The organism is Paenibacillus aquistagni, assembly GCF_900177815.1.
GTDB classification, from domain to species: domain Bacteria; phylum Bacillota; class Bacilli; order Paenibacillales; family Paenibacillaceae; genus Paenibacillus_B; species Paenibacillus_B aquistagni.
Genome location: NZ_FXAZ01000001.1, coordinates 1,201,655 through 1,214,224, shown reverse-complemented (window position 1 = coordinate 1,214,224; position 12,570 = coordinate 1,201,655). Strand labels below are relative to the sequence as shown.

Below are 12,570 nucleotides of genomic sequence, written 5' to 3'. Positions count from 1 at the left end.
ATGCGATTCATTATGATTTCGATATTATTTGTTCTAGCGTAACATTAGCTGCTATTCATTGTCTGCTTGATCTTTGGCAGCTTCTCCCAAGCCCCCGTAAGCCCCAAGATTGGAAGATACGATCTTATCGCCAAACAAATCATTCATGCCTTCGGTCGGCATATTTATTCCGCTGCCTATCGCAGGCGATCCGATGCGAAGCTTGTAGCCGCTCAGATCATGGATGTCAGCAGCCGCACCAGGCTCTATGAATAAAGGATCTGACGTCAGCCGATTCGGATCAGGAATCGTTGACATCGATGGGATGTGGTTCCCATAGTATAGATTGGAATCATATGTCCAGCTTGCTTTGCCCGTATAATGACCGCTGCCAAGATTGAAGAAAATATTGTTGTGAAGCGTTACCTGTACCGCCCCGCCCTGACTGACTAACGGATGGGTATCCAGATCAGGTCCGATGTAGAAGACGTTGTTATACACCTGCATATTGTATACATTGGATGCCCCGCAAATCGTAAAGATCTGATATTTGTCGTTTTGACTAATATTATAGCGGAAGATCCCATTTGTTACCTTCCCTCCGCTCCCATCAGAGCAAAACAACAGCGTGCCGCCATCGTTGTCATGACTATAATTGTACTGGTAGATGATGCCGTCAGATGCATGATCAAAGTCAAACGCCATGCCGTCTCTTGTCGAATAGCCTTCTGATACTTCATTGAATTGATATAAGGTATGATCGCCATTCCATGTCCACATTCCAGCATTATATCCGGTGGAGGTCATGTTGAATCCTTTAAGCGTATTAGACTCAACAAGGGCCCTGTCCGTCATGTGTGGAACAATGCCGTCACCCCCAATGTGGGTAAGCTTGTTGCCTCTGATCACGACATTAGTCAGAGGTGTCCAAGGAGCCCGTTCACAATCCGCACATCCATTCTGATCATGAAGCAATTCCCGGTTCTTCCAATCGCTCCATGTAGCAATTCCACTCCGCTCTACACGTTCAATGACATTGTTCTCGATAACAATCTGATCGAAGGTGGTCCGCTCATGGACAGCATCCGCTGAAGGACTTGCTTTGTCTTGTGGATCCGTAATCAGAACAGCAATGAGGATGCCAGCGCTCCCTAAGCCATCTTTGCGATCCTCTCCATTGACATCGTGTATGTATAGATCATGAAGCCGTATATGATGCAGGGTCGATACCTCGTCAAGCGTGCCCTTATTTGAAGCCTCGTAATCTTCACCTATAATGCTGACTCCTCGACGATAGGACGTTGCAGTTGGACCTGTATTGGTAAGTTCCAGATGTCCAATCTCCCAATATTCCTGATTGTACAGGGATACAGCACTTGGTGCGCCTGCTCCTTGGATGAGAGGCTTATCTCCTTCGCCATATCTATTGATGACAATAGGCTTCCCAGCAATTCCTGAGCCTTGCGGCTTCAATTCACCAGTCCAGATGGAGCCGGCCTTGAATAAAATATGGTCGCCGGGTTGAAATACCGTGCTATTCACCTTCGTTAGTGATTGCCAAGCCGTGCCTGGAGATCGTCCATCTTGATGATCGTCTCCAGCCTCAGAATCGACAAAGTACCTCGAATGCGTCATATTCCCTTCACCATCCTTCCAGCTTATCAAGCTCAGCATCAGACAAAGCAATACGCCCATCAGGATTTTTCTTGCTGCTGATATTGACGCCATGCAGCATTGCCTCCAATCCATATGCTAACGGATGCGCATTCTTGATAAGACATCGTGATCTTAAAGAGTAGCAATTCGCCCTCTTATAGGCCCTCTCCTGCCTGCATAAGAGAAGAACAAAAAAAGGTCACCCCTGTGATTACAATTAAAAAATACAGAGATTACCCTTTGATCGTATGAAATAGCAGCTAGAAATATACTGCATCAATTCATGGATATTACAGCCATAATCCACCTATTGATTAATTTGCCTTATCCGCATCATTTCCTTTCTCAATCTCCTCTGAAGCTTTGGAATGCGAATCCGATGTAATGCCCTGTGCACGTGAATGGTCAGGAGCTTCTGCCAGTTCGCCTTCGTTGATCTCAAACAACTGAACGAACTCGTTGATTACCATATCGATTGCTTTTAATTCGCCATTCAAGATGGCATGAATGGATTGAAATTCTGGTTGATCCAACTGCCATGAACAGTAGGAATGCTATCAACCATGTTCTGTAAAGGAGAGTTTTGATTCTGAGAAAAAAAGACCGACATTAGCTGTCGGTCTTTTGCTCCGGCCCCTGATTATTCTTTTTAGGATGCTCGATTCCTTTCCTTTTCCCATAATTGTTTAAAATATTCACTTCGCTTCAGAAGCTCTTCAAAACAGCCCTCATCCACAAGTGATCCATTCTTCATAAGCAGGATGCGGTCAGCATCTTTGATTGTGCCAAGTCGATGGGCAACCACAATGATCGTCTTATCCCTGCAGACTTTGATCAGATGCTCCATGATGCTGTTCTCCGTAATATGATCAAGCGCAGATACGGGTTCATCCAAGATGACGAGTTCTCTTTGCTGCGCAAACATTCTGGCAAAGGCTAGTCGCTGTCGTTCTCCTCCGGAGAGCTTCATTCCGCGCTCACCCACCCGGGTATCCAGCTGCTCAGGCAAACGCAGCACCTTCTTCTTCAGATGAACCGTTTCAAGAATGGCTATGATCTGTTCATCAGTTAATCGATGCCCAAGATCAATATTCTCTCGAATGGTGGCATCAAAGATCGGCGACTCTTGCGAGATATACGACACATGATCATAGAGATGGTTGAGCTTAATACGATCTATATCAACGTCGTCAATTAGGATTTGCCCTGATTTCTTTTTTAACAAGCCAAGCATCAGCTTGACAAGGGTTGATTTCCCGCTTCCGCTTAGGCCGATAATAGCAACAGTTTCGCCTTGCTTTATTGAAAAGGTTACATTATTCAAGATGCTGGTCGTGTCATAATCAAATTGTACTTGATAGAAATCAATGTTTCCTTTGAAGCCATTCAGCTCTATTCCCTGATCCAAATTGCGGTCTTCAGGCGCTTGAAGAAAACGCTCCATCCGTGCATACGTCACACGATTAAGCTTGTAATCCACAAAGAGCACATTAAAGATTGCGATAGGCGTATACACCTGATCGATAAACAAGAGGACAGCGATCACGACTCCAATCGTGGACTTGCCTGCTATGACGTCTTGAATGCCATAGATGAGTACAAAGACCTTAATGATATTAACAAATAGCGCAAACAAGGCGAAAAACGCTTCATGTATCATTTGAATATGCGTGCTTTTTGTTACGATATCCTGCGCAGTGCGATTCAACCGTTCAATTTCCTGCTTGTATCTTTTGTTCAGGCGAAAGACGACCAGTTCCATGAATCCGCGTATTGAAAATCGGGACATCGTTTCCTGACGCTCAAGCAAAGATGACTTGATCCGATAGAGCATGCGCAGCAGGATATGATTGAAAAGAAACAAAAGGATATACCCTATTGCGATAATGGCCATCATCTTCATGTTGTAAAGGCTGATGAAAAAAAGGCTAAAGATGATGGTAGGCAGCAGTTCGTGGAAGATCTTTAAGTAAAAGGAATGGATGATGTTCATTCCAGCCTCTGCCCCGTTATCAATCATTTTGATGGTCTCTCCAGTACCGAAGTTCTGATAGCTCGCATAATCGATCTTAGATACCTTTGTAAGCGCCATGATCTTCAGCTTCTCCAAGATGCCAGTGGACAAATGAGTCTGAGGATATTCGATCAGATAATGGAGAAGGGTTGCAGCTGCTAGCAGCGCGCCATAGAGAATAATAGGTGCGATGATCTCGTTGAAGTTGCGAGTGTAGACTGCTTGGTCTAGTATTTCTTGAAAAAGTTTAATGCCATAACTATTGAGAAATTGAACTACTGAGCCCATGAGAACATAAAGCACAATCATTTTTTTGAAATGAGCGGAACATGTCTTTAACATCGTAGTAATGCCTCCAGATTATAAGGATAGAAAAAGCCAAGGAACGTTTGGCATCCTTAAACAAGGCAGATGAATCCTTCATCTGCTTATGTTCAAGCACACCTAAGTGTCCCTTGGCTTCAACAAAAGAATGCCCTTCGACACCGTTCAAAGTGATCGTCTTCGCATGATCAAAAGGATAGACTACCCCCTTGATGGCCGGTACGCGTTTTTCCCGGCCCGAAAACTAATTACTTCGAACGATTCGGATTGACATCCCTTCACCTCATCTCTGTAAGCTATCCATTAATTATAAGCGAAATTTGCGTATATTTCATCCTTTTTTACTAGGAGAACATTTAAGGAGCCTATTGTCTCCAAGCGTCCAATATCTTGAACAGGAATGCGTGTGCCTTGATACTCAGACAGGGCTTTGTCAACACCTTCTTCGTAGGGGATTTCAGCTGCAAGCTCTCCTGGATTAATACAGGTAACCGCAATCTTATCCTTGCGAACATGCTCTCTTAAGGCATGAGAAATGCCCCTTAACCCAAATTTGGAGGCAACAAAGGATACCTGCGCATTATTGGTATGATCTAAGCCAGCCGTGGAGCCGATCAATATTATTTTACCGTTCTCCGATCTTCTCAGATTCGGCAATAGTGCTTGCATATACGCAATGGGAGATAAAATATTGGTGCTGATAATTGCTATGATATTTTCCAACATTATCCTAATACTACGCTCGAAGATCGCTATACCATTTAAGTATAGTGATGATGTGATGACAATTTGTCAGTGCGAGGTACCATATAAAAAGACCAGCTATCAAAGAAGAAAGCTGGTCTTTGCCATGTGCAACTCGATTTCGATCAATACCGTTTAGTTTATTCAAACTTCAAACTCTTGTAAGCTTTCATTATATTAGATGCTTCCTGCCGCTAGATTTCCCTTGTGAAATACAGCTGTTCGAGCACTGCGTCTTGCGACTGCTTCCGCAGTACAGCTTGCCTGAACAAGCACCATGCTCGCAACTGCCCCAACATACGGCCATACCTGTGTGCCCTCAGCATTCAATGGTGTGACGCTTCCTGTAATCACACCAAGAGTTTGCGACAGCAGATGCTCTTGGCTGCGTCCGTATAATTCTGCATAGCGCTGAGCCTTCTCCAGATTGTCTCCCATTCCGAATGGAGACCAGTGATCGATAATGCTGTCATTGCCAAGACCGACAGAGACTCCAAGCTGCTGTAGGGCAGGCAGCGGCATGTGAAGTCTGCCAATAGGCACCGTGGACGCAATATCGATCTGTAGAGCAGCAAACTGCTCCGCGAGTTCTTTTACTTCATTGAAGTCAGCAGCGGCAAAGGCAAAAGCATGACTTACCGTAACTCTGCCCTGCCAACCCGCGTCTTCTGTTAATTTGGCCAATAGTGACAATGTCTCGATGCCTGAAGGTCCTGACTCATGGACGTGGATGTCAATGCTGGCATTCTCTTCGACTGCAATTTGCATTAATAGATTTAACGACTTCTCTCGATCACCATCCACGACAGCAGGATCCACTGATCCGATGTGGGAGGCTCCATTCCTGACCGCATCTCTCACCAACTGCTCGGCGTGCGAGCGAAGCAGTCCATGCTGGGTAAACGCAACAAGCTCTGCATCAATCTTATCCTGATAACGTTCAAGTGTCCGCTTCACTGCTTCCAATCCTTTGAGCCCGCTGACAGGATCGATGTTAACATGTCCTCGCACATAAGTAGAACCGTGTCCAATAATAAGATCAAGCAGCTTCGCAGCCCGTTCCTCGGCTACCGGGATTAACTGAGGCAGCAGCTTCTCTTCCTGCTCGATGCGTGCAAATATGGATTCGGCAGGACGTACGGCTTGCCATGGTCCACCATAGTACGTCTTATCCAAGTGCAAATGCGATTCAAGGAAGGACGGCAATAAGAGCTGCTCCCTCGCATCATGCTTAGGAAGTGCATCTTGAATGAGCTCGGCTGCTGGGACAATTTCTGCGATTGTCCCTCCGTCGATTCGGATATGGGCCAGTTCCGTTCGAGTGCCTATTACTTGATCGTGCTCCTGCTCGTAGCCGCTCTCCAATCTCACGTTCGTTAACCAATACGCTGAACTCATGTTATCCATCTCCTCTAATTAACTTCTATATGTGATTTGAAATGCCATGTTCAATATCAAATGTACGGTATGGGGTAAGAAGTTATCGTTCACGCTCAGCTTGCTCTAATAGCACAGCCATGTCCTTGAAGCCCATCTTTTTTGCATGCATAAGCGGCGTTATACCGTTCTTATCGCCTATCTTGGGATCCGCACCATGCTGAAGCAGCAGCTTCACGATATGCTGATGCTTTTCTCCGCCATCTCCTAAGATAACGGCTTCCAGCAACGCAGTCCAATGCAGATTATTGATATGATTCACATCAATCTCAGTATGGTTCAGCAGCTCCTCTACCGTCTCCACATGTCCGCGTTCAGATGCTGGAATAAGAGCCGTTCCTCCATATCGATTCGTAAGTGCAGGATCAGCTCCGGCCTCGATAGCAAGCTTCACAATATCAAGCAGCCCTTCCGCTCCCGCATAAAGGAACACATTGTTGAGGTTATGATCACGGATGTTTAGATCTGCGCCTTTCTGGATCAAAGCTTCAACCATTTTAACTTGATTGTTGTAGGTTGCTGTCATCACAGCTGTTCGTCCATATTCATCCACTGCGTTAAGTTCAGCACCCTTCTCAAGCATGGACAGCACAGTCTCCAGGTCTCCCTGACCTGCAGAGACAATGAACTGTTGATTCATTCTGTTCATCTTCCTCTCCTCCTGTTCTTGTTGCGCTGAAGTGTTTATCGTCGTGCTGGTGGCCGATTGACAAGCTGTCAACAGCACTATGACCCATATAAGGAGTGCGCGATTCATGTTCATTGCTCCCTTGCCGTTCTATAAAAATATGCTACCATGAAGAAAGAGCAACGAAAAATATATAATTAATTCACTTTGCAAAGGTTTTTCATATAGTAAGGAGCGAATTCAACGATGGATATTAGACAGCTTCGGTATTTTGCTGCGATTGTAGAGGAAGGAAATATATCAGCTGCTGCCAAGAGGCTCCATCTCTCTCAACCTCCGCTCAGCCAGCAGTTGAAAGCAATGGAGCTGGAATTGGGTGCTAAATTGTTAGAACGGAGTGGCAAGCAATTAGAGATAACAGAAGCAGGGAGAACGCTGTACGAATATGCTCTGCAAATGCTGCAATTGATGGAAGAAGCGAAGCTTGAAGTGCAGGAAGTAGGCAATGGGACAAATGGCAGACTATCCATAGGCGTCAATACATTTTCCGTGACAGAGCTGTCCGATCTGCTGCAACGATTTAAGAGACGATATCCGAAAGTCACCTATCAAATTCAACAAAATGAGTCCTTGCATTTATGCAGGCTAGTGAGAGACCGTATTGTGGAGTTAGCGATTATTCGAATGCCGCTCGATCTAGAGGACTTCTCGGTTCTACACCTGTATAACGAGCCTTTCTACTTCATCGCTTCGGAACAAGAGAAGCGTGCTGATGGACCGGTGTCACTTGAAGATATCCAACATACGCCCCTCATGCTGCCAAGCACGCAAGGCTTAGGCGTTCATTATCTCATTCTAGAAGGCTTCTCCAAATGCCATCTGGAGCCGCATATTGTAGGAGAATGCTCCGACATCTCACTGCTCATGGATCTGGTTGCTGCCGGGTTCTGCGCATCCATCGTGCCTGAGACGCTGCTTAAGCGCTATAAAGGCTATGCCATTCAAGCTCATCCAATATCAGGTCCAGCCGAGATGTCGGCACCTGTTGGACTTATATGGCTGAAGCATCATCGGCTTTCGAGCACAGCCCAGAACTTCATTCAATTGTTTGAACAGGAGGTGCTGGAATGCTGGAGCTCTAGAACCCTAAACCTAGAATCCTGATATTAAGGGTCGGTCAGTTCAGTCTTATCCTGTAGAAATATAGGAGTTGTGTACCATCGCGTGATCAGTGCGTAGTCAATACTTCATTTATAGCTTTCGCAGTATGTAAAAATCCCCTTGGCTAAGCCACAGCTTCGATTAGCAAGCTGGATTGGGTTATCCAAGGGAATGGTTTTATTCATGCGTATGGGAGTGTGCGCTTCTTGTGACAGAATCGCCATCAACTAAAGATACGTATATGCGCTCATTCTCTACTTTATCGCCAGCGATGATCTTAAGCAGCTGCTCGGCTGCCAGCGCACCCCACTTGCGCTTCGAATAATCGATCGTTGCCAGACGAGGCTGCATATAGCGTGCCAGCTCAATATTGTCAAAACCGATAAGGTGAACGTGCTTTCCGATTTGCAGTTCAGTATCAGAGAGGCGATCGCATAAACCAATCGCCATCTCATCATTTAAGCAGAATACTCCGACAGGCTGTGTATATTCGCGCCGTATCTGATCAGCTGCTCGCTCTCCCCCGCTCTTCATAAAGTCGCCTGCGATCTCTATCCATTCCATGTCCTCATTGCGATCTGCAACAAGCTTCACTGCCTTCATGCGCTGCATGGAATCAAATGATCCGTCCGGTCCCGTCACGACATAGATCTTTTTGTATCCCTTATCAACTAAATACTCAGTCGCAAGCGTAGCGCCAGCTTTGTTATCAAGCAGCACTTGATTAATATTCGGATGGCCTAGTTCACGATCCAATACGACAATCTTGCTATTACGATCCGCATAACGAACGAGTTCCTCGCTTGTAAAGGTCTGATCCAATATAATCGCGCCGTCAATCATCTTTTCGGGAAGCATACGATGAGACTGCTTGCCGCTGCATACGATCAGATCATAGCCCTGTGCATTGCATACCTCCTTCATGCCGCCTAGGAGCTCTCCATATACATCTCCTTTGAAGTCTGTCAAAAAAGCACCGATGATTTTAGACTCTCTTTTCTTCAATGATCGTGCTGCTGCATTAGGAACATAGTTCAGCTCCTTAGCTGCAGCTAATATTTTGGAGCTGGTCTCGTCCGTTACCTTGTCGCTTCCATTCAGCGCATAAGACACGGTCGAGATAGAGACACCGGCCTTCTTAGCAATATCCTTAATACTTACCACGTTCTCTCACCCCTCCGCTGTGTTCTGTACATCTCTCTATCTAACCACGTAGGGTATGCGATGATGATGACCCTAAGCTGCTTGATCTTTCTTTACATGAATATATCGATTGTATTGTGTGCAGAGCTCAGTTCGCGTTCGAGAATCGCTTTTGATATCCGTACGCCTCCATTGCGATATGGATTCGTGATGAAGGAGAGCTCCACTTCTATGCCATTAACCAGAACACGCCGAATGCAGCCTTCTGCAATATGGTAGACTAGCGCAGCCTGCTTGTCTGCGACACGATAATCAAAGCGCATACCGCTCAGTCGTGCAGGAAGCACCGGATCCAAGATCAAGTCGTCTCGGGAGAATCGGATGCCGAGGACATTGGAGATCAGCTGATTCATATAGATTCCCGGACCACTTGAATAAATTCTCCAACCGCCCTTTACTTGAACCTCGCCTTGGCGAAGGGCATCCATATGCTCCTGCGCTTCATAGCGTGTATCGAACTTGCCGTCAGAGCTGCTGAAATAAGCATTGCTTTGGCGATAGGCTGCATGAGGAACGACTTCCTTGATGCCGACGGGGTTAATGACCTCTAGCCCATTCCAAGCTTCCTCCGCATGGCCAAGCTTCGCCATTGCTTCTACGTAACGGATGTGAGCATGCACATATTGAAGACCGACCTCACGTCCAAAGTTAGCTGCCTGCTCCGCGCGCTTGAAATATGTGCTTACCCCTCCTGCATACTGTGCCGGGCGATTCATAAGACGCACGCCATCTGGGAAGAGCAGCTCTTTTTGGATAAGATCGGAATGGAACTTAGCCTGTTCCTGATCAAGCAGCTCTGCTATAATGCTGCGAGTCATGGGAAGCAGACGGTATTGAATGCCTGTCTCGCTGTCAGATGGATGAAGCATGAGCTTCGGATTCTCCGGATCTTCTAGGTACAGGAAGCCGGGAATAACATCCGCTTGCAGCATATAAGCGTTGAAGTCTTGTGCAATATTGGACGACAAGCTGTGCAGATAAGCGGACAGCTCGGCATCTATCTGAGCGAGCGCCTTAGACAGCTGCGTCAAAGTCTGATACGTCAAGGCAACCGTCCAACTGCTGACCATGTATGTTTTGTGCTGCGCATTGGCGGGCTGAAGCGTATCATCCCAATCCCCGTCTCCGTACGAAGATAAGTGTGTACCGTGAAGGAAGTGCGTGCAGATGTAGGCCAGCTCCTTTTTCACATGAGCAAGTACGCTTTCTTTGTGCTCGCTGAAGCAGAAGCCATCCTTTAACGTATAAGGAATCTGCTCCTCCAAGATGCTGTAGTCTTGGGTTGCATTTAAGTAATCGCTGAGCACCTTAAGCGGCCATACAATGATGTCCCCATGGCTTTCTTCTTGCTGTACAGAGAAGTAGTTGTCAAACATAAACCACTGCGGCCAGTTGCCATCATCTTCATACTGATGGGCATACACCATTCTCAAGATATCGCGAACCTGCTCATATTTTTGCGTAGCCATGAAATATTCAACAGGTCCTTGGCACACATCACGCGTTCCCCAAGCTGCGCCTCCGTACTGCTCCAATCCATGCGGCACAGAATAGTGAACAAGCATGTTGTGCGTGTACCACCAGGCCAGCGCATTAAGCTTAAACAAGGAATCAGGGTGCTCTCCCTTTGGTGGAGACAGATGGAAGCCATTCATAATCTCTTTGAAAAACGCACGGTAAGCCGCAATCTCATCATGAGCGCTGCGGGCTGCCGGCGCTGTTATCTCTCCTTCAAGCTGGGCCTGAATGGTAAGTGTCCAATCATGGCTGGAGTCGAGGTGCAAGGTGACTAAGGAAGCATCCCCCTGATGCACACCTTTGGCCAGAAGCCTTTCGTCACCGGTAGTAATGGAGCTTCCCGCCACTGACATCCGATATTGCAGCTCTGGAACGATACTCGAGCTAAGCGCACGGGAGTCCGGTCGGCAGAGGACGTAATCCGCTCCTTTTTCCAGCACAAATGGGGTCTCGTATTCATTGACGTTCATCGTCACTTGAGTCGTAACAAGGAAGCGGTAGCTTATTCCCTGTTCAGATGTGAAGTGAAGGCGTAGCTCAGGCGAATCCACTGCTGCATAGTTGGTAATGATCAGCATGTCATCCGCCGTCTTATAGTACCAACGCACGTAGTTGAAGCCGATCTCAAACATCGAGGGCATCGTTAACAGGTGATACTGCTGATTCATTTCCACATAGATTCGCTGTCCGGCCGTCTTCGGAACGTTTAAGTGGCTTCTGGCATTGCTCATCATTTTATTGAAGTTCGTGTTGCCGATGACCACGTGAGAGTTGAAGATTCCATACATATAAGAAGTAGTCGTAATGACCTCAGCGCCCAACTTCACATTATTGCCGCTCATGAGAATATGCCCATGCGGTCGTTCGACCAGCAGCTCCTTCTCCTTCAATACGATGTGTTCAAATGTATCGGTAAAGAAAGCGAGCAGTTGATCTTCTTGGCGCTCTTCTTGATATCTCTTGGGAAAACGTACATTCAGTTCCTCATCAGTCATGGAAAGGGCCAGCAGAGGTTCGCCAATGGCTTCTCGAATCTCAGCAGCGGGCTGTTCGATTAAAGCTTCCGTGTGAGTATTCGACTGGATCGCTGTCCACGCCTCCTTCACTTCATCTTTATACTCAAGTGCCGTCACGGCTTCTGGATGATTCGCTCTAGCGATACCATAGAAGACGAAGCGCGCTTCGCCTGCAAGCTCAACCTGCTTAGATTGAAGGGCTGTATATGCAAACTCATATTGATAGATTGCGTTCGCGAGTGTGGGCTGCAATAAGGCTTCTGGCACATTTGTTTCTTTATAGGAAAGTCCGTAAAACTGGAATCCATCTGTAGAATACCCGACTGCTCTAGTCAAAGATCCCTGCTGCACATATGGGAATGCTCCGCCCTGCGGCTGGTTCTGTCGCGAGCAGATGACATAACCATCGTCCTCATCCTCAAATACGGCATGATCAATATATTGAGAGAGATAGGCTTCGTTGCTCCGAACCGCACCGATGTCAGCATTACCAATGTCTTGGCCATATACGACATCAATCGTAACGCCATTTCCATGTGTTACAACGTCCCAGAACCATATGCCCTGCTCAGTTAAGGAAAAGCGAACTTCGTATTCAATCTGGTCCGCTTGCCCTCTCCAGACAAGCTGTTCGCTGCTGTTATAGAGCTTGCTCGTTGAATGAATGCCAAGCAGCGGGTAGAAACGGATGCCGCAAGGCTCAATTATTCTCAAATAAAGATTGTTCAGGGAGCCATCAATGGGACTTGTCAGCATCTGATTAATCATGGTGCGTCCACAAGTGGCTTGGTACAAGTCTCCGCTTTCCCAGAAGGTGAACTGCAAGTCTCCGGCTTGTAGATGCAGCTTATTCGGTGTGGATTTCACAATGGTTGTCATGAGTATGTCTT

Annotated in this window: 9 protein-coding genes; 1 reads left to right on the top strand and 8 read right to left on the bottom strand. The window is 46.6% G+C overall.

What is annotated here, in order from left to right; genetic code table 11:
• Positions 1-51 precede the first annotated feature (51 nt).
• The 6 genes from B9Y93_RS05695 to B9Y93_RS05670 form a co-directional block, all read right to left on the bottom strand.
• Positions 52-1,707, bottom strand: a complete 1,656-nt coding sequence (locus B9Y93_RS05695; RefSeq protein WP_085493347.1) for a right-handed parallel beta-helix repeat-containing protein — start codon at positions 1,705-1,707, stop codon at positions 52-54.
• A gap of 242 nt (positions 1,708-1,949) precedes the next feature.
• On the bottom strand, positions 1,950-2,168 hold the full coding sequence (locus B9Y93_RS05690; protein ID WP_085493346.1) for a hypothetical protein: 219 nt from the start codon (positions 2,166-2,168) through the stop codon (positions 1,950-1,952).
• A gap of 116 nt (positions 2,169-2,284) precedes the next feature.
• Positions 2,285-3,991 carry an ABC transporter ATP-binding protein gene (locus B9Y93_RS05685; protein WP_085493345.1) on the bottom strand — a complete coding sequence of 569 codons (1,707 nt, stop codon included), beginning with the start codon at positions 3,989-3,991 and terminating at the stop codon, positions 2,285-2,287.
• A gap of 285 nt (positions 3,992-4,276) precedes the next feature.
• Positions 4,277-4,729 (bottom strand): SDR family oxidoreductase, encoded by a 453-nt coding sequence (locus B9Y93_RS05680; protein WP_280522887.1) that lies wholly within the window; start codon positions 4,727-4,729, stop codon positions 4,277-4,279.
• 165 nt (positions 4,730-4,894) lie between these two features.
• Positions 4,895-6,115: an amidohydrolase gene (locus B9Y93_RS05675; RefSeq protein WP_176228856.1), complete on the bottom strand. Its 1,221-nt coding sequence runs from the start codon at positions 6,113-6,115 to the stop codon at positions 4,895-4,897.
• An 82-nt stretch (positions 6,116-6,197) separates the two neighbouring features.
• Positions 6,198-6,794, bottom strand: a complete 597-nt coding sequence (locus tag B9Y93_RS05670) for an ankyrin repeat domain-containing protein (RefSeq protein ID WP_085493980.1) — start codon at positions 6,792-6,794, stop codon at positions 6,198-6,200.
• 234 nt (positions 6,795-7,028) lie between these two features.
• Here B9Y93_RS05670 and B9Y93_RS05665 point away from each other — a divergent pair, with 234 nt between their 5' ends.
• Positions 7,029-7,946 carry a LysR family transcriptional regulator gene (locus tag B9Y93_RS05665; RefSeq protein WP_085493343.1) on the top strand — a complete coding sequence of 306 codons (918 nt, stop codon included), beginning with the start codon at positions 7,029-7,031 and terminating at the stop codon, positions 7,944-7,946.
• Positions 7,947-8,120: 174 nt separating this feature from the next.
• On the opposite strand, the gene B9Y93_RS05660 is transcribed toward B9Y93_RS05665, so the two are convergent.
• Both B9Y93_RS05660 and B9Y93_RS05655 read right to left on the bottom strand, forming a co-directional pair.
• Positions 8,121-9,107, bottom strand: a complete 987-nt coding sequence (locus B9Y93_RS05660; protein WP_085493342.1) for a LacI family DNA-binding transcriptional regulator — start codon at positions 9,105-9,107, stop codon at positions 8,121-8,123.
• Between the two features lie 92 nt (positions 9,108-9,199).
• Entirely contained in the window at positions 9,200-12,559 is a 3,360-nt protein-coding gene (locus B9Y93_RS05655; RefSeq protein WP_085493341.1) for a GH36-type glycosyl hydrolase domain-containing protein, read from the bottom strand.
• Positions 12,560-12,570 lie beyond the last annotated feature (11 nt).

What these genes read in the sequence shown, in the direction of transcription:
- B9Y93_RS05695 (WP_085493347.1), bottom strand. Translation starts at nt 1,707, where the DNA reads ATGGCGTCAATATCAGCAGCAAGAAAAATCCTGATGGGCGTATTGCTT.
- B9Y93_RS05685 (WP_085493345.1), bottom strand. Translation starts at nt 3,991, where the DNA reads ATGTTAAAGACATGTTCCGCTCATTTCAAAAAAATGATTGTGCTTTAT.
- B9Y93_RS05675 (WP_176228856.1), bottom strand. Translation starts at nt 6,115, where the DNA reads ATGAGTTCAGCGTATTGGTTAACGAACGTGAGATTGGAGAGCGGCTAC.
- B9Y93_RS05670 (WP_085493980.1), bottom strand. Translation starts at nt 6,794, where the DNA reads ATGAATCAACAGTTCATTGTCTCTGCAGGTCAGGGAGACCTGGAGACT.
- B9Y93_RS05665 (WP_085493343.1), top strand. Translation starts at nt 7,029, where the DNA reads ATGGATATTAGACAGCTTCGGTATTTTGCTGCGATTGTAGAGGAAGGA.
- B9Y93_RS05655 (WP_085493341.1), bottom strand. Translation starts at nt 12,559, where the DNA reads ATGACAACCATTGTGAAATCCACACCGAATAAGCTGCATCTACAAGCC.